The following is a 20610-nucleotide window of genomic DNA, read 5'->3' as shown; positions in this document are numbered from 1 at the left end:
GATGGCGGTGGACCTGAAGGTGCGGGACCTCTGCTGGGGTCCCGATCCGGGCCGGCGGATCATCGAGGCGATCAGCTTCGACGTGTCCGCCGGCTCGACCACGGTGATCGTCGGCGCGAACGGGGCGGGAAAGTCCACGCTGCTGCGCAGCATCTATCGCCGCAACCGCCCGACCGCCGGCCAGGTATGCGCGGGCGGGCGCGACATCTGGCAGATGCCTGCCCGCGATGTCTCGCGCCTGATCGCGGCGGTGCTGCAAGAGATCGCACCGGATTTCGCCTTTACGGTGCGCGAGGTGGTGGCCATGGGACGCATCCCGCATCGCAGCGGCCCGTTTTCGCACAGCATGGGCGACGATGCGATCATCGATCAGGCTCTGGCCGATTTCGAGCTGGCGGATCTCGCCGACCGGCCGTTCAGCGGCCTGTCGGGCGGTGAAAAGCAGCGCGCCCTGCTGGCCCGCGCCATCGTCCAGCAGCCGCGGCTGATCGTCCTGGACGAGCCGACCAACCACTTGGATATCCGCCACCAGCTTGAAATCATCGACATGCTGCGCCGCCTGGACATGACCGTTCTGGTCACGCTGCACGACCTGAACCTTGCGGCGGCACTGGCCGACCAGGTGCTGGTGATGCGCGCCGGCCGCATCTGCGCGCTTGGTCCGCCGCTGGCGGTGCTGACGCCCGATACCATTCGCGCGGCCTTCGATGTCGAGGCCGACATGGACCGCCATCCCCGCACCGGCCGGCCCCGCTTTTCCTTCGATCTGCCGTCCTGAAAGGCCCGACATGCACCGCCTGACGCTTTCCCTTGCCTTCACCGTCCCGCTTCTGGCCGTGCAACCTGCGACGGGGGGCGAGTTTCCGGTCGCCGTGACCAGCTGCGGCCGCGAGATCGCCTTTGACGCAGCGCCCGCCCGCGCCGTCGCCCATGGCTCGAACCTTGTCGAGATCATGCTGGCGCTGGGGCTCGAGGATCGGATGCTGGGCTATAGCGGCCGGATCGAGCGGGTTCGGGCGGCGACCGACCTGTTCCCCGCCGCCGCCAAGCTGCGTCCCCTTCAGCGCGACTATCCGACGCTGGAGATGCTGCTGGAGGAGGGCGCCGATTTCTATTTCGCGGGTTGGAGCTACGGGATGCGCGTCGGCGGAGAGGTCACGCCCGACACGCTCGGCCGCTATGGCATCCCGGTCTACGAGCTGTCGGAATCCTGCATCCGCCTGGGACAGAAGAATCGGCCCGGCTTCGACTATCTGTTCCGTGACCTGGAAAACCTGGCGGCGATATTCGGCGTTCCCGAACGGGCCGAGGCACTGATCGCGGATTATCGCGTGCGGCTGGACCGCGTGCGGGCAAGGCTTGCCGGCAAGACGGACCGCCCGCGCGTCTTCGTCTACGATTCCGGCGACAAGGTGCCCCTCACGGCCGGCGGCTATGCCATGCCCCAGGCCATCATCGACGCAGCCGGCGGCCGCAACATCGCCGAGGATATCGAAAGCAACTGGGTGCGCATCGACTGGGAAACCGTGGCCGAGCGCAATCCCCAGGCCGTGGTGATCGTCGATTACGGCGAGGTCGCGGCCGCGGAAAAGATCGCCTTCATGAAGGAACATCCCGCCTTCGCCCATATCGATGCGGTGCGCGGCGACCGCTTTCTGGTGCTGGGCTATGACGACCTGACCCCCGGCCCCCGCAATATCCACGCGGTCGAGCGGCTGGCCGATTTCCTGCACGGCGAATAGGGGGACGGGATGGGCTTCCTGCGAAGGCATTTCCTTGCGACCTGCATCACCGGGCTGGTGCTCTGCCTGCTTTCGATCACGCTGTCGGTCAGCATCGGCTCGACCCGGATCCCCGCCGGCACGGTCTGGTCGATCGTGCTGCACAAGCTGTCGCTGCTTCCGGTCACGCCGGACTGGAGCGCGGGGCGCGAGAACATCGTCTGGGATCTGCGGTTGCCCCGCGCCCTGCTGGCGGCCACGGTCGGCGCCGGGCTGGGGATCGCGGGGGCGGTGATGCAAGGCGTGACCCGCAACCCCTTGGCAGACCCGCATCTGCTGGGGGTTTCGGCCGGGGCGGGTTTCGGGGCCAATCTGGCGATGCTGGCAGTCGGCAACCTGCTGGGCGTCCTGACCGTGCCGCTTTTCGCCTTTGCCGGCGCGCTGGCGGCGACGGCCATCGTCGTGTCCGTGGCGGGCCTTACCCACAGCACCGGCCCCACGCGGCTGGTGCTGGCGGGACTTGCCGTGTCCTTCGTCATCGCCGCGGGCAGCAACGTGCTGATCATGCTGGCCGATCCGCGCGCGATCAGTTCGGTCGTGTTCTGGATGCTTGGCGGCTTCGGCTTCGCGCAATGGAACAACCTGGCCTTTCCGGCCTTGGCCCTGCTGCTCAGCGGGGCGGTGTTCCTGCGCTGCGCCGAACAGCTGAACGCGCTGACCATGGGGGACGAAAGCGCCGCCACGCTTGGCGTCGACGTGCGGCGGCTGCGGATCGCGATGCTGACGGTCAGCGCCTTCCTGACCGGCGTTCTGGTCGCCTTTTCCGGGATGATCGGCTTCGTTGGGCTGATGATGCCGCATGTCGCGCGGCTTCTGATCGGCGGCGACAACCGGCGGGTCTTGCCGGCCAGCGCCTTGCTGGGGGCGATCTTCCTGGTTCTGGCCGATGTCCTGGCACGACGGCTGACCGCGCCCAACGACATGCCCATCGGCGTCGTGACCGGGCTGATCGGCGGGTTGTTCTTCATCGTCCTGCTGGCCCGCCAGCGGGGATGAGGAAGGGGTTCTGCCCCTGACCACGCGAGGCGAGCGCACCAACAGCCGCTTCATCAACAACATCGCCATGGAGAGCGAGGATTATTGCGACAGCCGGTCTTTACCCCCGCGGCCATCGGTCGAGCTTTCCCAGTCTCCGCCACGACGAGGACGGTTTTCCCCGCATCAACCATCTGCAGGAGACCTGTTACCACCGCCTGAACCCGGCCACGGGCTGGACGGTGCTGTGGGTCCGACGAGGCTCTGGCGGCAACGTCGCCCTGGTCCCCCGCGGCCACCACCCCTGCGGCACCCCCTGGCTTCGAGCGCTGCTACCTCAACGTCATGGCAGGGCCGCGCAGGAACTGGCGCTTCGTCCCCGCGCCAGAGGTCGAGCATATGATGAAGAAACAGCGCGGCCCGGAAACATCCCCTGCGAACCTGTCGGGATCATGCCGGTGCAGCCTTCTTGCAACGCACGGTTGGGCGGCCCTCATTCCCGCCCCCTGGCCTCCACCGCCGCGCACATCGCCACACCGATCACCCCATCACCCTGCGCGCCCAGGATCTCGCCGGCGCTGCGGATGTCGCGGATCTCCTTGTTCTGGCTCAGCTTGGCCTTGCCCATCAGGCGGGTGATCTCGATCCTCAGCCCGACGATGGCCTTCAGCATCATGTCGGTGAAGTCGCGCGGCGCATCCCCCATCTTCCAGGGCACCGGCTGCGCGGCCTCGTGCGTCCGGGTCAGCAGGGCGACATTGCGGCGCACGAAGCGCTCGTCGTCATGCACCGTGACCCGGCCATGGGCATGGGCCACGAGATAGTTCCATGTCGGCACCTGGCGGTGATGGTCCTGCTTGCTCGGATACCATTGCGGCGAGACATAGGCATCCGCCTCGCGGAACACGACCAGGACCTCGTCGCCCGTGGAGACATCCTGCCAGACCGGATTGGCGCGCGCGACATGACAGGTCAGGATGCCAGGCCCCGGGCCGCGCTCCAGATGGAAGGGGATGTGATTGGCATCGAGTCCGGCCTTGCCCTGCGTGACCAGGACACCCAACGGGTTGCGCTCGATCAGGTCGTGCAGGACCGGGATGCGGGATTCCTCGAAATGCGGCGGGACATACATGGCTGGTCCTGTGCGAAAGGGGCCGACATGCCCCGGGCGTTGATTTCCCGATGGGATACCGTCAGTCTGGCTGGTCGGGAATGTCCAGTTTCCAAGAAAAGAAATGGTCCAGTTGCGCAAAGACCCCGGCCACCCGCCCGCCATGGGCGCAAGGCAGATCTACGAGGCACTGCGCGAGCAGATCGCCGGCGGCGTCTTCGGCGCCGCGGGGCGCTTGCCCTCGTCCCGCGCGCTTGCCCATGAGCTGGGGGTGTCCAGGACCACGGTCACCGCGGCCTATGAACAGCTCCTGGCCGAGGGTTTCATCGAGGTCCGGCAGGGCAGCCGCGCCCGCGTCGCCCCCGATCTCGCCGAACCGGCGCGGCGAAAGGACAGTCCCGGCCATCCCCCGCCGGTCCGGCTGTCGGCCTGGGGCGAGCGCATCCGCCGGTTCCACCCCGCGCCCAGCCATGCCGGAAGCAGGCTGCTGGCCGATTTCCGCTATGGCGACATGGCCGCCGGCGATTTTCCCGCGACCCTCTGGAAGCGCGCCATGTCCGCCGCCCTGTCCCGGCAGCCCGAGCGCCTTAGCTATGCCGACCCCCGCGGCACGCCGCGGCTGCGCGCCGCGCTGCAAGGCTATCTCTGGCGGGCGCGGCAACTGGTCTGCGAGCCGGACCAGATCGTCATCGTCAACGGCTCGCAGCAGGGGCTCGACCTTTGCGCGCGGCTGATCCTCGATCCGGGCGATGCCTTCGCGATCGAGAACCCCTGCTATGCGATGGCGCGCCAGGTGCTGGCCGGCACGGGGGCGATGCCGGTGTCCATCCCGGTCGACGCGGCGGGGCTGAGGACCGAGGCGCTGGACAGGGTCCGGGCGCGCCTTGCCTATGTCACCCCCTCGCACCAGTTTCCCATGGGCGGGGTGATGCCGGTCCGCCGCCGGCAGCAATTGCTGGACTGGGCGCGGCAGAATCATGCCTGGGTGATCGAGGACGACTACGACAGCGAATATCGCTTTGACATCAATCCGGTGCCGGCGCTGCACGGGCTGGACGGCGGTGATCGGGTGATCTACCTGGGCACGCTTTCCAAGACCCTCTCGCCGCTCTTGCGCATCGGCTATCTGGTGGTGCCGGCTGCGCTGAACGAGGCGATGGCGGCAGCCAAGCGCCTGGCCGACCGGCATTCCCCGGTCGTGGAACAGGAGGCACTGGCCGCGCTGATCGAAACCGGCGCCTATGAGCGCCATGTGCGCCGCATACGCCGGCTGAATGGCGAGCGGCGCGCGACACTCATCACCGCCTTGCGGCGCCATTTCGCGGATCGGATCGTGATCGAGGGCGCCGATGCCGGGCTGCACCTGGTCATCTGGTTTCGCGACCTGCCCCGCAACCGCGAGACCGCACTGCTGGAGGGCGCCAAGGCCAAGGGCGTCGGGCTCCATTCCATCTCCTGGCTCTATGACGGCACGCCCGCCGACCGGCCCGATCATGTCGGGCTGGTCATGGGCTATGCGGTGGAACCGAAGCTGATCGAGCGCGCGGTCAGGCTTCTGGCAGGGGTCGTGGAAACGCTGTGAAGCCGGCGGCGACATGACCCCGGCACCCGGCGCGCTGCCTCAAGGGCGCGATTTCATCCTCGGCTAGCGGCTATGCCTTTGCGCCGCCATCCCGTAGGCCAAGATAGGCCAGGGGCGGGCTTCCGAAGGTGCGCTTGAACATGATGGTGAAGGCGGCCGGGTTCTCGTATCCCAGATCCATCGCCACGGTCGTCACCGCCTCGCCCGCGGCAAGGCGCGGCATCGCGTACAGCAGGCACGCCTGCTGGCGCCAGGCCATGAAGCTCGCCCCGGTCTCGCGCCGGAAGAAGCGGGTGAAGCTGCGCCGGCTCATGCCGAGCGCCCTGCTCCAGTCGTCCGTCGTCTCATGGATGGCCGGCTTCTCCGCAAAGGCCCTGCATCGGCGCGAGAGCTGGGGATCCGACGGAAACGGCAAGGAGAGCGGCAGCGCCGGAAGGCCGCCCATCTCCAGCCGGATCAGTTCCATCAGGACGCCGTCCCGGCCGTGCTGATCGTATTCCAGCGGCAGGTTCAGCGCCTCGGCGATCAGGCTCCGCATCAGGGCCGAAATACCAAGCACCTGGCAATGCGATGGCATGCCCGGCACCGCGCCCGGCTCGATATAGAGGCTCTGCATGCCGACATCGCCGACGATCCTGACGTGATGCCTGGTGGCGGGCGGGATCCAGACCCCCCGGTTCGGCGGCACGACCCAGGTGGCCTCGGGGGTCGCGAGCACGATGACGCCGGTGGCCGCCGAGATCAGTTGCGCCCTGCGATGCTGGTGCGGCTGGATGACGAAGCCGTCGGGATAGTCGTTGCCGATGGCGACGATGGGCCGGGGCGCATGGTCGATCCTGTCGATATGGGTGTTTCGCATCGCTGGCCCAGTCCAGTAGCAAAAAGGCCCGGTTGCGGTGGCGGGCCGGACATACCCTCTCTAAAGCCGAGCTTCAGGCCCGGCAAGCTTTCCTGCCGGGCCGGTATTTCCCAAGCCAGAGGACGCATCCTTGTCTACGTCTCCGCACGCATTCGCCGGCAAGCTGAAGAACCCGACCGTTTTCCCGGTCCTGTGGGCGGCCAGCTTCTGCCATCTGCTGAACGACATGATGCAGGCGCTGCTGCCGGCGGTCTATCCGATCCTCCAGGGCGATTTCGAACTCAGCTTCATGCAGGTCGGGTTGCTGACCTTTGTCTACCAATTGACCGCGTCCATCCTTCAGCCCTTCATCGGCCACTATACCGACCGCAGGCCGATGCCCTATTCGCTGCCGTTCGGCATGGCGGCCTCCATGGCAGGCCTACTGACCCTGGCCTTTGCGCCGAATTACGGAATGCTGCTTGCCGGCGGCATGATGCTGGGCATCGGCTCGTCCATCTTTCACCCGGAATCCTCGCGGATCGCGCGCCTTGCATCCGGCGGATCGCATGGCCTCGCGCAGTCGCTGTTCCAGGTAGGCGGCAATTTCGGCTCGGCGCTCGGACCGCTTGCAGCGGCGCTGATCGTCCTGCCGCTTGGCCAGGCCGGCTTGGCCTGGTTCGCGCTTGTCGCCCTGCTGGGCATCACCGTCCTGACCGGGCTGGGCAACTGGTATCGCCGGAACGGCCACGCCCGGCCCAGCGGCAGGAAGGTGCCGGAACGACATGCCTGGCTCTCGCGACCGCAGGTTTCCCGGGCGATGGCCATTCTGATCGCGCTGCTCTTTTCCAAGTATATCTATCTGGCGAGCTTCACGAGCTATTACACCTTCTACCTGATGGATCGCTTCGGCGTTTCCATCGCAACGGCGCAGATCCTGCAATTCGTGTTCTTCGCCTCGGTCGCTGCCGGCACCATCGCGGGCGGACCCATCGGCGACAGGCTGGGACGCAAGCCGGTCATCTGGGTCTCGATCCTCGGCGTCCTGCCGTTCACGCTGCTCCTGCCCCATGCCGGGCTGGCGGCGACGGTGATCCTCAGCGTGGTGATCGGGCTTCTGATGTCCTCGGCCTTTCCCGCCATCGTGGTCTACGGCCAGGAGCTGATGCCGGGCCGTGTGGGCATGGTCTCGGGCCTGTTCTTCGGCTTCATCTTCGGGATCGGCGGCATCGGCGCCGCCCTGCTGGGGGTCCTGGCGGACCTGAAGGGCATCTCCTTCGTCTTCCTGGTTTGCTCCTGCCTGCCGGTCTTCGGCATCCTCACCGCATGGCTGCCCGACCTGCGCGAACCCGGAGGAAGGTGATGCGTCAACCCCTTGCCGCAGCGGTCCCGCCTTCGCTCATCGCGCGCTCCAGGATCGGGATGATCCGTGGGTCCCTCATCTGCGCCACGTTGAAGCGAACGAACGGCGCCGCCGATTGCGAGGCGCTGAAGGCGTTTCCGGGCGCAAGCACGACATTGCGCTCCATGCAGCGCCGGGCGACGACCGCCGAGTCCAATCCATCCGGCAGCCGGCACCAAAGGTAGAAGCCGCCCCGCGGCATGATCCACGGAACGATGCCCAGCTGCGCCAACCGTTCCGCCACCTCGATCCTCGCATGCGTCAGCCGCTGGCGCACATCGTCCATATGCCTGCGATAGCTTCCCCCGGCCAGGACGCCGGCGATCAGCTCGGTCGAGACCGGGCTGGGACCGCCGAAACTGGTCGCGACCTGCAGGTCGACCAGGCTTTCGATCCAGTCCGCCCGGGCCGCGATATAGCCGCAGCGCACCGAGGCCGAGAGCGTCTTGGAAAAGCTTCCGATCCTGATCACCCGCTGGAGGCCGTCGAGGATGGCGAGGCGCGGCGACGGCGTCGGCTCAAAATCCGCGAAGATGTCGTCCTCGACGATGGTCAGCCCGTGGGCGGCGGCGGCGCTCAGCACCCGATGCGCGATCTGGGGCGAGATGCTGGCGCCGGTCGGGTTGTGCAGCGCGGAATTGGTGATGTAGAGGCGCGGGTTCTCGTCGATCAGCGCCTGCTCGAAGGCGGCAATGTCCGGTCCCGCAGGCGTGAAGGGGGTGCCGACGATGCGCACCTGATGGGCGCGCAGCAAGGCGTGGAAGTTGAAATAGCAGGGATCGTCGACCAGAACCGCGTCCCCCGGACGCAGAAGCAACCGGCAGATCAAGTCGATGGCCTGCGTCCCCGAGCCCGTCAGCAGGATCTGGTCCGCCGTCGCGTTGATGCCCTGATCGGCAAAGCGGGCGATCAGCAGGCGGCGCAGCTCGATCGCGCCCCGGGTGCCGCCGTAATCCGACAGCAGCGCGTCATTGGCGCGGCCGAGCGCCCGCAACCCCTTCCGCAGCGCGGCATTCGGCATCCAGTCGGCCGGAAGCCAGCCGCAGCCGGGCTTCAGGACCGAGGGATCGGCATCGAGCGACTGCCGCGACACCCAGAAAGGATCGATATCGCGTTCGCGGCGCGGCCCCATCTCTGCCAGCGCCATCGGCGGCAGATCGGCGCCGGTGACATAGAAGCCCGAGCCGCGCCGGGCGCGGATGACGCCTTCGGCTTCCAGGCGGGCATAGGCCTCGACCACCGTCGAGGGCGACACGCCCATGGTCCTGGCAAACCCCCGAACCGATGGCAGGCGGTCGCCCGGCACCAGTGCCCGGCTGGCAATCCTCGTGCGGACCGCGCGCATCAGCGCCCCTGTCCGGGTCATGTCGTCATCTGCCACGATCAACTCCCTACAAACTGTATGGGTAATTCATGCCATACGGATCTGGATAATCGTATCGCACTGTTTCTGTCCGCGCGAGCATCAAGGCGCTATGGAACATCCCTGCAAGCAAGGGTGCATGGGCATGAAATCAGCAGGATGGGGCAGCGGCCTGATCGGGGTCATCATCTTCAGCGGCTCGCTGCCGGCCACGCGGGTGGCGGTGGCGGACTTCACCCCGATCTTCCTGACCTCGGCGCGGGCGCTGCTGGCCGCGCTGTTGGGCGCAATCTTTCTCGTTGCACTGCGCCAGCCCCGGCCCGGGCGCGGGGACATCCTGCCCCTGGCGCTCGTCGCCATCGGCGTGGTCGTCGGCTTTCCCTTGCTGACCGCGCTGGCGCTTCGGCACATCACCGCCGCCCATTCCATCGTCTTCATCGGCCTGCTGCCGCTGGCGACCGCCATCTTCGGCGTGTTGCGCGGCGGCGAGCGTCCGCATGCGCCGTTCTGGGCCTTCTCGATCATCGGCGCGGCGGCGGTCGCGGGCTTCGCCCTGCGCGGCGGCGGCGGCGGCACGGTGGCCGGCGACCTGCTCATGGTCGCGGCGGTCGTCGTCTGCGGTCTCGGCTATGCCGAAGGCGCCACCTTGTCGCGCCGCCTGGGCGGCTGGCAGGTCATCTCCTGGTCCCTGATCCTGTCGCTGCCGGTCATGGGCGTCCTGACCCTCGTCACCTGGCCCGACGGCTTCGGCGACGTCACGATCCCGGGCTGGACCGGCCTCGCCTATGTGTCGGTCTTCAGCATGATGGTGGGATTCATCTTCTGGTATCGCGGTCTTGCCCTTGGCGGCATAGCCGGCGTAGGGCAATTGCAGCTTCTCCAGCCCTTCTTCGGGTTCGTGCTTGCCGCGATCTTCCTCAGGGAGCCCATCGCATGGACCATGATCGCATCGACCGTGATCGTGGTCGCCTGCGTCGCGGGGGCAAGGCGCTTCGCCTGACTTTGCAAAGCAGGTCGCCTGCAATCGTGCCGGCGTTGCCTCCTTCGTCAAATGCTCCGGTAACCCGCCCTGCCCCGATGCCTCAGCGCATCGACGATGCTGCCGATCGCGGGCGAGAACGCCCATTCGCGCTATTTGAGCGAGGACGCCTGCAAGGCCGCGGCCGAGCCGAAGGAGCTGATGATCATCGAGGGCGCCGATCACGTCGATCTCTACGACCACATGGACGCGATCCCCTTCGACAGCCTGCAATCCTTTTTCGAAGAGCATCTCGCATAGGCGGAAAGGGGTCCGTGCCTGCCCACGCGGCCCGTCGCCGCATTTTCAGGGGACGGCGGGGCCCATGCTGGCGCAGCTCAGCGTCATGCCATCGGGGCGGGACAGGACACGAAGCCCATCGTAGTCGCTGATCGTCGGCACACCCACGCCCTGAGGCGCAGTATGCGGCCCTGCGATACGGATCACCTGCGCCCCCGCAGCCCGCCCGGCCAGCAGACCGGCTTCCGTATCCTCGAAAACCAGGCAGCGGGCGATATCCACGCCCAGAAGCCCGGCCCCCCGGCGATAGCCTTCCGGGTCCGGCTTGCCTCGCGAGACGTCGTCCGAGGTGACCATGAACCGGGGCAGCGGAAGTCCCGCGGCCTCCATGCGGCGCAGCGCAAGCTTGCGGCTTGCCGAGGTCACGACAGCCCATCGTTCGGGCGCAAGCGACGCAAGCAGTTCGACAGCGCCTGCGATTGCGACGACCCCATCGACATCCTCGATCTCGCGTGCCTCGACCCAGGCGACCTCTTCATCGATAAGCACATGCGGCGGGGCGAAACGGCGAACGGTGTCGACGGCGCGGCGGCCGTGCAGATAGGCAAGGACATCGGCGACCGGCACACCGACACGGCGCGCCCATTCGGTCCAGACCCGCTCGACGACCGGGATCGACGTCAGCAGCGTTCCATCCATGTCGAACAGGAATGCCGCGTAGCTTGCAGGGGCGTGCTTCAATTCCGTCATCCCGCCAGGTTTCTCATTCCTTGTCTGGACCAGTTTGGACCCGATCGCAAATCCCCCCCCCTCCCGGTCATTCCGTATCCATCAACACCTTCATGGCGCCCCGCGGCGTGCCGGCGCCGAAGAGCCTGGCGACCTCGGGCAGCGGCAGCCGGTGGGTGATCAGCCTGCCCAGGCCCGGGCCGCAAGCCTGGATGACCTCCAGCGCCTCGGCGATGTTGTGGTTCAGGGAATGCGTGCCGAACAGCGAAAGCTGGCGGCGGAAGATCTCGAAGGGGGAAATCTCGATCCGCGCCGCGGGCGGGCATACGCCGAAATAAAGCATATTGCCGCCATTCGCGGCGTATTCCGGCAGGCGCGCCGCCACCGCGGGCACGCCGGTCGCGTCCACCGCCAGATCGCAGCCATGGCGCAACCGCTCCAGCTCGGCCGTGCCCTGGGCCAAAGCGCCAAGGCCGAACTCGGCGGCCATCGCCAGCCGATCCTCGTCCAGATCGACCATGATCGCCTCGGCCCCGCGCTGACGCAGGGCGATGCCCATCAGCATGCCGATGGGTCCGGCGCCAAAGACCAGCGCCCGGTCGATCCGGCGTCCGGCCAGGGGCGACAGGCCGTTCAGCACACAACCCATCGGCTCGGCCAACGCCGCCAGCGCCGGGTCCATGCCGGGCGCAGGCACCAGGGCATCGGCCCGCACCACGCAACGCTCGGCAAAGCCGCCGTTGCGGGTGACGCCATAGGCGCCAAGGCTTTCGCACAGGTTGACCCGGCCGGCGCGGCAACCGGGACAGGTGCCGCAGCCGATGTTCGGATCGACCACGACCAGATCGCCGGCAGCGAAGCCGGTGACACCCGCGCCCAGGGCCAGCACCTCGCCGGCATATTCGTGGCCCGGCACCAACGGAAAGGCCGAGGCGCCGTAATTGCCCCGCAGGATCTCGATATCGGTGTGGCAGATGCCGCTGGCGCGGACCGCGATCAGCACCTCGCCCGGACCGGGTTCGGGATCGGACAGGGTTTCGACGGCTACCTGGCCGCCCTGGCGAAGGACGATGGCTTGCATGTAGACCCCGGATGATGCGGCGGCCCCGACGATCGCCGGAACCGCGAAGGTGAAATCTCAGGCCAGCCAGTTGCCGCCATCGACGCCGAAGGTCTGGCCGACGATGTATTCGGCCTCGGCCGTGGCAAGAAAGATCGCCATGCCGGTCAGGTCCGAGGCCACGCCCATGCGGCCGAAGGGCACGGCCGCGCCGACCAGCTTTTTCTTCTCGCCCGGCTTCAGGCCCTCGAAGCGGGCGAAATGCTCGTCCACCATGTCCCAGTGCTCGCCATCCACCACGCCCGGGGCGATGGCGTTGACGTTGATGCCGTGGCGGATCAGGCCGAGGCCGGCGCTTTGGGTCATGCTGATGACGGCGGCCTTGCTGGCGCAATAGACCGCGACCAAGGGCTCGCCCCGGCGGCCGGCCTGAGATGCCATGTTGATGATCTTGCCGCCCTTGCCGCGGGCGATCATGTGCTTCGCCGCCGCCTGCATGCAGAAGAAGGCACCGGTCATGTTCACCGCCATGACACGGTCGTAATCGGCGCGGGTGACCTCCTCGACCGGCGCGGCGGTGAACAGCGCGGCGTTGTTGACCAGGATATCCAGATGGCCGAACGTGCCGATCACCTCGGCGAATCCGGCGTCGATGCTGTCCTGCCGGGTCACGTCCATCTGCACGGCGACGGCCTGCGGGCCAAGGCTTTCGACGGCGGCGCGCACGGCGTCGGCATTGATGTCGGCCAGCGCGACGCGGGCGCCCTCGGCGATATAGGCACGGGCGAATTCCAGCCCGATGCCGCGGGCCGCGCCGGTGATCAGGGCGGTTTTGCCTTGCAGTCTCATGTCATGGACCTTCCATCTTCAGAGAAACGATAAATCCGTTCGAGGCGCGGCATCAGCCGCAGCTCGTCGCCGGGGTTCAGCCCGCGTTCGCCGCTGACGCGGACGGTCAGCTCGCCCAACTCGGGACTGTCCACCTTGAGGAAGGTGTCCGATCCCAGATGCTCGGCCAGATGCACCCTGCCCTGCCAGCCGCCCTCGGCGACGATCTCCAGATGCTCGGGGCGGATGCCGATGGTATGGGCACCGTGCCTTGCCGCCTCGGGGCCGGTGACGAAGTTCATCTTCGGGCTGCCGATGAAGCCCGCGACGAACAGGTTCGCGGGCGCGTTGTAAAGCTCCAGCGGGCTGCCGACCTGCTCGATCCGACCGGCATGCAAGACGACGATCTTGTCGGCCATGGTCATCGCCTCGACCTGGTCGTGGGTGACATAGATCATCGTCGTCTTCAGCTTCTGGTGCAATTCGCTGATCTCGTGGCGCATGGTCACGCGCAGCGCCGCATCAAGGTTCGACAGCGGCTCGTCGAACAGGAACGCCGCCGGCTCGCGCACGATGGCGCGGCCGATGGCGACGCGCTGGCGCTGGCCGCCCGAAAGCTGGCCGGGGCGGCGGCCCAGGTAGCCCGTCAGGTTCAGGATGCGCGCCGCGTCCTCGACCTTGCGGTCCTGTTCGGCCTGCGCCATGCCCGCCATCTTCAGCGGAAAGGCGATGTTCCTGCGCACCGACATATGCGGGTAAAGCGCATAGCTTTGGAACACCATCGCCAGCCCGCGCTCGCCCGGCGGGGCGTTGCTGGCCTCGCGCCCGTCGATGACGATATTGCCCGAACTGATGTCCTCCAGCCCGGCGATCAGCCGCAGCAGCGTGGACTTGCCGCAGCCCGAGGGGCCGACGAAGACCACGAACTCGCCGTGGTCGATCTGCAGGTCGATGCCGGGAATGACCTCGGCCTCGCCGAAGGCCTTGCGCACCTTGTTGAGCGTAATCTGTCCCATGTCTACCTCATTTCACCGCGCCGAAGGTCAGGCCGCGGACCAGTTGCTTCTGGCTGAACCAGCCAAGGATCAGGATGGGTGCGATGGCCATGGTCGAGGCCGCCGACAGTTTCGCGTAGAAAAGCCCCTCGGGCGAGGAATAGCTGGCGATGAAGGCCGTCAGCGGCGCCGCCTTGGAGGTGGTCAGCTGCAGCGTCCAGAACGCCTCGTTCCAAGCCAGGATGACGTTCAGCAGCAGCGTCGAGGCGATGCCCGGAACCGCCATCGGCGTCAGCACATGGACGATCTCTTTCGTCAGGCTGGCGCCGTCCATCCGCGCCGCCTCCAGGATCTCGGACGGGATCTCGCGAAAATAGGTGTAGAGCATCCAGACCACGATCGGCAGGTTGATCAGCGTCATCACCACCGTCAGCCCGATGCGCGTATCCAGCAGCCCGAAATCGCGGAACATCAGATAGATGGGGATCAGCACGCCCACGGCCGGCATCATCTTGGTGGAGAGCATCCACATCAGCAGATCCTTGGTCCGCCGGCCGGGCTGGAACGCCATGGCCCAGGCCGCCGGGATGGCGACCAGCAACGCCAGCACCGTCGAGCCCAGCGAGATGATCACCGAGTTCATGAAATGCGCACCGTAGTTCGAACGGCCTTGCACCTCGGCATAGCTCGCCGTCGTCCAGGGCGCCGACAGCACCTGCAAGGGCGTGCGGATCGCGTCTGTTTCCGACTTGAAGCTGAGGATGACGGTCCACAGGATCGGCAGGAAGATCAGGAAACCGATACTCCATGCCGCCACGGTGACGACGGCCTGTCGGGTCGGGGAAGTCTTGCGTGCCATGGCTTCCTCATGCGTCCAGGTTCTTGCCGATCATCCGCATCAGGAAGATCGCCACGATATTGGCCAGGATGACCGCGATGATGCCCCCGGCCGAGCCGCCGCCCACGTCGAAGGACAGCAGCGACTGCGAATAGACCAGGAACGGCAGGTTGGTGGAGGCGACGCCGGGGCCGCCATTGGTGGTCACCAGAATCTCGGCAAAGATCGACAGCAGGAAGATGGTCTGGATCAGCACCACCACGGTGATCGAGCGCGTCAGATGCGGCAGCGTCAGGTAGCGAAAGCGCGAAAGCCAGCCTGCGCCGTCCATCTCGGCCGCCTCCATCTGCTCACTGTCCAGCGACTGCAGCGCGGTCAGCAGGATCAGCGTGGCAAAGGGCAGCCAGCTCCAGGAAACGATCAGGATGATCGAGGCCAGCGGCGCCTGCGACAGGAAGTCCAGCGGCGCGAACCCCAGCGCCTTGGCCAGATGGGCGAACATGCCGTTGACCGGGTTCATGAAGAAGTTCTTCCACACCAGCGCCGAAACGGTGGGCATGACGAAAAAGGGTGCGATCACCATGACCCGGACGATGCCCTGCCCCCGGAAGGGCTGGTTCAGCAGCAAGGCCAGGGCAATGCCGCCGATCACGGTGATGCAAAGCACACCCAGCACCAGGACCAGCGTATTCGTCAGGGCGATCCAGAACGAAGGCTGCTGGATGAAGTAGTAATAATTGTCGAAACCCGCCCAGGTCTCCATGCCCGGCATGAGCAGATTGTAGCGCAGGAAGCTGAAATACAGGGTCATGCCCAAGGGAACGATCATCCACATCAGCAGCAGGATGACCGAGGGCGAGACCATCAGGCGCGCAAGCGCGCGCGAATGCGCGGTGGCCATGCGTGTCTCCTATGGAAAAAGATCGGCGCGTATAGGCCGGAGAAATCGACCGCTGTCGAAAAGGGGCGGAGATTGCTTCCCCGCCCCCCTCCGGGGAGGAGCCGTTACTTGGGATAGCCCGCGCGGGACATTTCCCGGGCCGCGTAGTCCTGCGCGGCCTTCAGGGCCGCTTCGACGCTCGTCTGCCCGGCAAGCGCGGCCGAGATCTGCTGGCCGACGACGGTACCGATGCCCTGGAACTCGGGGATCGTCACATATTGGATGCCGGTATAGGGCACCGGATCCTTCGTGGGCCTGGCCGGGTCCGTGGCCTCGATCGAGGCCAGGACGGTCGCGGCAAAGGGCGCAGCCTCCTGATATTCGGGCAATTCATAGGTCGAAAGGCGCGTGCCCGGCGGCACGGCGACCCAACCCTCCTTCTCGCCGACCAGCTTGACGTAATCCTTCGAGGTCGCCCAGGCGATGAAGGACTTGGCCACATCGGCCTTGGTCGAGCTGGAGGGGATGGCCAGCGACCAGGCCCAGAACCAGGCCGAACCCGCCGGGGTGACCGCCTGCGGCGCGGGGGCGAAGGCGATCTTGTCCGCAACCTCGCTTTGCTTGGGGTCATAGACCCGGCCCGCGGCCGAGGTGGCGTCGATCCAGATCGCGCATTTTCCGGTCTGGAACAGCGCCTGGTTCTCGTTGAAGCCATTGCTGACCGCGCCGGGGGGCCCGTATTTGGTCATCAACTCGACGTAATAGGAGATGGCCTCCTGCCAGGGCTGGCTGTCGATCTGCGGTTGCCAGTCCATGTCGAACCACTGGCCGCCATAGGTGTTCACCAAGGTGCCGAGAAAGGCCATGTTCTCGCCCCAGCCCGGCTTGCCGCGCAGGCAGATGCCATATTGCTCCCTGGACTTGTCGGTCAGCTTTTCGACGAATTCCGCGATCTGGCCGTAGGTCGGCTGTTCGGGCATGGTCAGCCCCGCCGCCTCGAACAGATCCTTGCGATACATGGTGAACGAGCTTTCCGCGTAGAACGGCGCCGCGACCAGCTTGCCGTCCGCCGAAAGCCCGGCCGCGACCGAGGGGATCAGGTCGCCGTAGTCGTAATCCTCGCCCAGGTCGTCCAGCGGCATCAGCCAGCCCTGCTTGCCCCAGATCGGCGCCTCGTAGGAGCCGACGGTCATGATGTCGAACTGCCCGCCCCTGGTGGCGATGTCGGTCGTCACCCTTTGGCGCAGGACGTTTTCTTCCAGGATCACCCAGTTGATCCTGTACCCCGTGGCCTTTTCCCATTCGGGGGCCAGTTTCTGCATGATGATCATGTCGCCGTTGTTCACGGTGGCGATGGTCAGTTCCTCGGCCTGTGCGGCACCCGTCAGGGCAATCGCCGTCGCGGCCAGAAACGCCGTTCTCAGTTTCATCCTTGTCCTCCCTCGGTGAAGCTGTTGCCAAGGAAGTTACGGATTCACATGTAACGGGTCAATCAATATTTTTACGCGCGAAAAATTTATAGAGGCCGCGAACCAATAATTATGCCGATGCCCGCAGGATCAACTTGCCTTCAAGCCGCCGCAGCGGGCTGGCGGGACGAACCCCGTTTTCGATCATGCCGAAAAGCGTGGAGACGCTGTTTTCCGCAATGGAAACATAGTCTTGCGCAACAGTGGTCAGGGCCGGCGCGGTAAAGCGGGCCATCGGATGGTCGTCATGGCCGGCCACGCGCAGCGCCGTGGCGGCGCCGCGCCCCACCCGCAGCCCCTTTTCAAACGCCGCCGCGATCAGGCCGATCGCCATGCGGTCATTGGCGCAAAGCACAGTGTTCGTCGGCAGTTGATGCGCAGGCAGCAGCCGCAGCCCGGCATTGTAGCCCAGTTCCTCGAAATCCCAGCCGGCCGATTCGGCCGGGATCACATGCGGCTGGAAGCCCTGCTCCTCCATGGCGCGGACATAGGCTTCGCGGCGTTCACGGGCGTTGGTATTGACGGCCGGCATGTCCAGGAAGCAGGGCGGCTCACCACTGCGGCACAGGTAGTCGACCATCAGCCCGACGCTTTGGAAATTGTCGGTGCCGACGAAAATCTCGTCCCCGTTCATATGGTTGTCGAAAATCACTGTGGGGATGTCCGCGGCAAGTCGCCGGATGCGATCCGAGACCGACGTGTCCCCCAAGGGCGCGATGATGGCGCCGGCGATGCGCAGGGAATACAGCATCTCGATAGCACTCAGCTCGCGCTCGGCATCGCCGTGCGAGCCCAGGACGATGGCCCAATACCCCGCCTCGATGCAGCGCGTCTCGATCTGGCGGACGATCTCGGCATAGAACGGATCGACGATATGCGGGACGATGATGCCGATGTTCTTGGTGAACTTGCGGTTCTGGTTGATGGCGAACAGGTTCGGCCGGTAGCCGTAGCGGGCGATGGCCTCTTCGATCCGCTCGCGGGTCGAGCGGCGGACGCTGGACGGGTCGTTGAAGTATTTCGAGATCGTCGGCCGCGAGATGCCGCTGACCGCCGAGAACTCTTCCATGTTCTTGATCTTCTGCTCTTCCATGCCGCCTCCCCTTCGGAACGCGTCCGAAAGCAATATATTGTCTCGCGTAAAGACTTATCTTGACAATATCGGCCGCGAGGCGGCGAGGGTCAATAGCGGCGATCCCCGACCCGATGCGACATGGCGGGAACGACGCAAGGGCCGGGAGGATCCCGGCCCTTCCAAAAGCCGGCAGGGCCGTTCAGGAACAGCAGGCCGCGACATAATCCTGCGCCAGCCGCTCGACCGCCGCCAGCGCCAGATCCCTGGCGCGCGGCGGCAGGCGACCGGCCCGGACTTCGGGATAAAGCCCGCCCAGATATTGCGCGATCAGCGTCTCGGGCAGTTCCACCCCGTCCAGCAGCGCAAAAAGCTCGTCCACCGCACGTTCGGCCCCCGGCTGCGGCCAGTAATAGCGGATGCGGTCGCTATAGGAGAAATGCCGTTGCAAGGCGCGCTCGGCCTCTGGCCCGTGATAGTAGCGGTCCCAGTTGCCGGGCGCCTCCAGCATCACCGCCTCCGTCGCCTGGCGCAGGCTGCGCTGGCGACGGCCGGGAAACAGTTCCTCGGCGATGGCGTCCAGCCCATACAGCGCCTCGCGCAGCACGAAGGTCAGGCCCGGCCCGACCTTGAGGATGGCAAAGCCGTCACGAACCAGGGCGGTCAGCGCCCCGCGGGTCTGGTAATCGGTCGAATGCGCCTCGAACACCACGCCCGGCATCTGCGCCAGCACGGCGGAGAGGTCGCGCGCCGCCGCCGGGTCATAGTCGATGACATTGTGATTTCCGAACTCGACGCCGGGCTGGACCACCAGTCCGACGACGCGGGTGAAGGCATCCTGCTGTCCGGCATCCGCGAAAGCCCGGCAATGCACCTGGAATGTGGCCAGGGCCGCGCCGGGGCTGGTCAGTTCCAGCCCCTCGATCTCTTCCATCGCGCCGCCGGGGATCGGAACCTCGGTGCCGATGACATAGACCGGGGCGATGCCGCCTTGGGGCCGCGCCTCCTCGGCCGCCGCCGCCAGCCGCGCCGCGCGCGCCGCCGTCTGCGCATCGTCCAGCGCCACCGGCTCGCCGGCGCAGCCCATGGAGCAGTCCAGATGCAGCTTGGTGAAGCCTGCCGCGGCAAAGGCGCGGATCATCACCTCGGCCTTTGCCATCGCCTGATCGGCAGGCAGGCTTTTCCAAGGGTTCGGACCAAGGTGATCGCCGCCCAGGATCAGGCGCTCCAACGGAAAGCCCGTGCGGGCCGCGATTTCCTCGACGAAGCGGCGGAAATCGGCGGGGGTCATGCCGGTATAGCCGCCATCCTGGTTGACCTGGTTGCAGGTCGCCTCGATCAGCAGCGGCAGGGGGGTCGGCGCGGTGCAGCGCATCGCCGCCTCGATCGCCATGGGATGCGCGGTGCAGATCGAGGGGATGCCCGAGGGGCCGGGTCGGTCGCGCCATTCGGCGATGGATTTCAGAGGATTGTCGGTCATGGGTCTCAGCCTTTCCGTTCCGAAAGCAGCGCGTCCAGTTCCGCGCGGGTCGAGGTTCCCTCCATCGGTCCCAGCCGGGTCACGGCGCGGGCGCCTGCGGCATTGGCAAGGCGCAGCGCCTCGGCCGGGTCGGAACCGGCCAGCCACAGGCTGAGGAAGGCGCCGCCGAAGGTGTCGCCGGCGCCGGTCGGGTCGACCTCATCGACCGCCAGCGGCATGGCATCGAGGCGCAAGCCCCGCTCGAACAGGCTGGCGCCGGCCGCGCCGCGCTTGACGACCACGGTGCGGATGCCGCGATCCAGCAGGGCGGCGATCACGGCGGCCTCATCCCGGGCCGTATCGAACAGGAACAATTCCTCGCCCGAAGGCATGAACAGGTCCGTCATCGCCAGCACCGCATCCAGCGCCGCGCGCATGCCGGGCACGTCCAAGAGTTCGGGCCGCAGGTTCGGATCGAACGAGATCGTGCCGCCCCGCGCCTTGATCCGCCGCGCCGCGTCCATCACCATCGCGCCCAGTTCCGGCGCCGAAAAGGCCGAGCCCATGACATGCAGATGGGTGCAGCTTTCGACCAGCGCCTCGGACGCCGCGGTCGGTCGCAGCTTGCCGCAGGCGGCATGGCGGATGTTGTAGACGAAGGCGCGGCTGCCATCGTCGCGATAGCGCACGAAGGCGCTGCCGGTGCTTTCGCCCGGCGCCACCTCGATGCCTGAGACATCCACGCCGTCGGCCCGCAGCCGCTCGATGTTCACGCGGCCGAAATCGTCGTCGCCCACGCGCGAGATGATGGCGCAGGGCGTGCCCATCTTGCCGACCTGGTCGATGAAGATCGCCGGCGCGCCCGAGGGAAAAGGGCCGACCAGCGGCTGCGCCTCGAGAAAGCCGTTGCCGCGGGTGGTCGCCACGATCTCGACGAGAACCTCGCCGATGGTCAGAACCTTGCGCATCT

20 protein-coding genes and 1 pseudogene are annotated in these 20610 nt (G+C 66.7%); 8 read left to right on the top strand and 13 right to left on the bottom strand.

All coding sequences use genetic code 11. From position 1 onward, the window contains the following. Position 1: 1 nt before the first annotated feature. The 4 genes and pseudogenes from BLT64_RS00390 to BLT64_RS27230 form a co-directional block, all read left to right on the top strand. Positions 2-778: an ABC transporter ATP-binding protein gene (locus tag BLT64_RS00390; protein ID WP_011751048.1), complete on the top strand. Its 777-nt coding sequence runs from the start codon at positions 2-4 to the stop codon at positions 776-778. 10 nt (positions 779-788) lie between these two features. Continuing rightward, positions 789-1742 carry an ABC transporter substrate-binding protein gene (locus tag BLT64_RS00385; RefSeq protein WP_011751049.1) on the top strand — a complete coding sequence of 318 codons (954 nt, stop codon included), beginning with the start codon at positions 789-791 and terminating at the stop codon, positions 1740-1742. A gap of 9 nt (positions 1743-1751) precedes the next feature. Continuing rightward, positions 1752-2777, top strand: a complete 1026-nt coding sequence (locus BLT64_RS00380) for a FecCD family ABC transporter permease (protein WP_011751050.1) — start codon at positions 1752-1754, stop codon at positions 2775-2777. A gap of 16 nt (positions 2778-2793) precedes the next feature. After that, positions 2794-3167, top strand: a pseudogene (locus tag BLT64_RS27230) (5-deoxy-glucuronate isomerase); the annotation flags it as partial. 82 nt (positions 3168-3249) lie between these two features. On the opposite strand, the gene BLT64_RS27225 reads toward BLT64_RS27230, so the two are convergent. Continuing rightward, on the bottom strand, positions 3250-3888 hold the full coding sequence (locus BLT64_RS27225) for an FMN-binding negative transcriptional regulator (protein WP_011751051.1): 639 nt from the start codon (positions 3886-3888) through the stop codon (positions 3250-3252). A gap of 103 nt (positions 3889-3991) precedes the next feature. Between BLT64_RS27225 and pdxR the strand changes: the two genes are divergently transcribed. Further along, positions 3992-5449: a MocR-like pyridoxine biosynthesis transcription factor PdxR gene (pdxR, locus tag BLT64_RS00365; protein WP_011751052.1), complete on the top strand. Its 1458-nt coding sequence runs from the start codon at positions 3992-3994 to the stop codon at positions 5447-5449. 70 nt (positions 5450-5519) lie between these two features. Here the strand turns inward: pdxR and BLT64_RS00360 are convergent, their stop codons facing one another. After that, positions 5520-6308, bottom strand: coding sequence for an AraC family transcriptional regulator (locus BLT64_RS00360; RefSeq protein WP_011751053.1), 789 nt, complete (start codon positions 6306-6308; stop codon positions 5520-5522). Positions 6309-6438: 130 nt separating this feature from the next. On the opposite strand from BLT64_RS00360, the gene BLT64_RS00355 reads away from it, so the two are divergent. Then, the gene (locus BLT64_RS00355) at positions 6439-7650 is read left to right on the top strand and encodes an MFS transporter (RefSeq protein ID WP_011751054.1); all 1212 of its coding nucleotides are present in this window, start codon (positions 6439-6441) and stop codon (positions 7648-7650) included. A 4-nt stretch (positions 7651-7654) separates the two neighbouring features. Here BLT64_RS00355 and BLT64_RS00350 read toward each other — a convergent pair whose 3' ends face one another. Further along, a complete protein-coding gene (locus tag BLT64_RS00350) occupies positions 7655-9070 on the bottom strand; it encodes an aminotransferase-like domain-containing protein (RefSeq protein ID WP_254777233.1) in 1416 nt (471 codons plus the stop codon). Positions 9071-9197: 127 nt separating this feature from the next. Between BLT64_RS00350 and BLT64_RS00345 the strand changes: the two genes are divergently transcribed. Both BLT64_RS00345 and BLT64_RS00340 read left to right on the top strand, forming a co-directional pair. Next, positions 9198-10052, top strand: coding sequence for a DMT family transporter (locus BLT64_RS00345; RefSeq protein WP_217633903.1), 855 nt, complete (start codon positions 9198-9200; stop codon positions 10050-10052). 96 nt (positions 10053-10148) lie between these two features. Further along, complete coding sequence (locus BLT64_RS00340) at positions 10149-10331, top strand: alpha/beta hydrolase (protein ID WP_011751057.1); 183 nt, start codon at positions 10149-10151, stop codon at positions 10329-10331. A 45-nt stretch (positions 10332-10376) separates the two neighbouring features. On the opposite strand, the gene BLT64_RS00335 is transcribed toward BLT64_RS00340, so the two are convergent. From BLT64_RS00335 to BLT64_RS00290, 10 genes are all read right to left on the bottom strand, one after another. Then, a complete protein-coding gene (locus BLT64_RS00335; protein WP_041530722.1) occupies positions 10377-11060 on the bottom strand; it encodes an HAD-IA family hydrolase in 684 nt (227 codons plus the stop codon). A 67-nt stretch (positions 11061-11127) separates the two neighbouring features. Beyond that, positions 11128-12120, bottom strand: a complete 993-nt coding sequence (locus BLT64_RS00330) for a zinc-dependent alcohol dehydrogenase family protein (RefSeq protein WP_011751059.1) — start codon at positions 12118-12120, stop codon at positions 11128-11130. 57 nt (positions 12121-12177) lie between these two features. Next, the gene (locus tag BLT64_RS00325) at positions 12178-12948 is read right to left on the bottom strand and encodes an L-iditol 2-dehydrogenase (protein ID WP_011751060.1); all 771 of its coding nucleotides are present in this window, start codon (positions 12946-12948) and stop codon (positions 12178-12180) included. Further along, complete coding sequence (locus tag BLT64_RS00320) at positions 12945-13943, bottom strand: ABC transporter ATP-binding protein (RefSeq protein ID WP_011751061.1); 999 nt, start codon at positions 13941-13943, stop codon at positions 12945-12947. Before BLT64_RS00320 ends, BLT64_RS00325 begins: the two co-directional genes overlap by 4 nt. A 7-nt stretch (positions 13944-13950) precedes the next feature. After that, on the bottom strand, positions 13951-14781 hold the full coding sequence (locus BLT64_RS00315; protein ID WP_011751062.1) for a carbohydrate ABC transporter permease: 831 nt from the start codon (positions 14779-14781) through the stop codon (positions 13951-13953). Between the two features lie 7 nt (positions 14782-14788). Next, the gene (locus BLT64_RS00310) at positions 14789-15661 is read right to left on the bottom strand and encodes a carbohydrate ABC transporter permease (RefSeq protein ID WP_011751063.1); all 873 of its coding nucleotides are present in this window, start codon (positions 15659-15661) and stop codon (positions 14789-14791) included. A gap of 104 nt (positions 15662-15765) precedes the next feature. Further along, the gene (locus tag BLT64_RS00305) at positions 15766-17070 is read right to left on the bottom strand and encodes an ABC transporter substrate-binding protein (RefSeq protein WP_011751064.1); all 1305 of its coding nucleotides are present in this window, start codon (positions 17068-17070) and stop codon (positions 15766-15768) included. Between the two features lie 109 nt (positions 17071-17179). Next, positions 17180-18202: a LacI family DNA-binding transcriptional regulator gene (locus BLT64_RS00300; protein WP_011751065.1), complete on the bottom strand. Its 1023-nt coding sequence runs from the start codon at positions 18200-18202 to the stop codon at positions 17180-17182. A gap of 181 nt (positions 18203-18383) precedes the next feature. Further along, complete coding sequence (locus BLT64_RS00295) at positions 18384-19661, bottom strand: D-tagatose-bisphosphate aldolase, class II, non-catalytic subunit (protein ID WP_011751066.1); 1278 nt, start codon at positions 19659-19661, stop codon at positions 18384-18386. Positions 19662-19666: 5 nt separating this feature from the next. Continuing rightward, positions 19667-20608, bottom strand: a complete 942-nt coding sequence (locus BLT64_RS00290; RefSeq protein WP_011751067.1) for a tagatose kinase — start codon at positions 20606-20608, stop codon at positions 19667-19669. Positions 20609-20610 lie beyond the last annotated feature (2 nt).

Origin of the sequence: Paracoccus denitrificans, from assembly GCF_900100045.1 — a bacterium.
Lineage (GTDB): Bacteria > Pseudomonadota > Alphaproteobacteria > Rhodobacterales > Rhodobacteraceae > Paracoccus > Paracoccus denitrificans.
The sequence above is the reverse complement of the archived record's forward strand: the minus strand, read 5'-3'. Positions and strand labels throughout refer to the sequence as shown.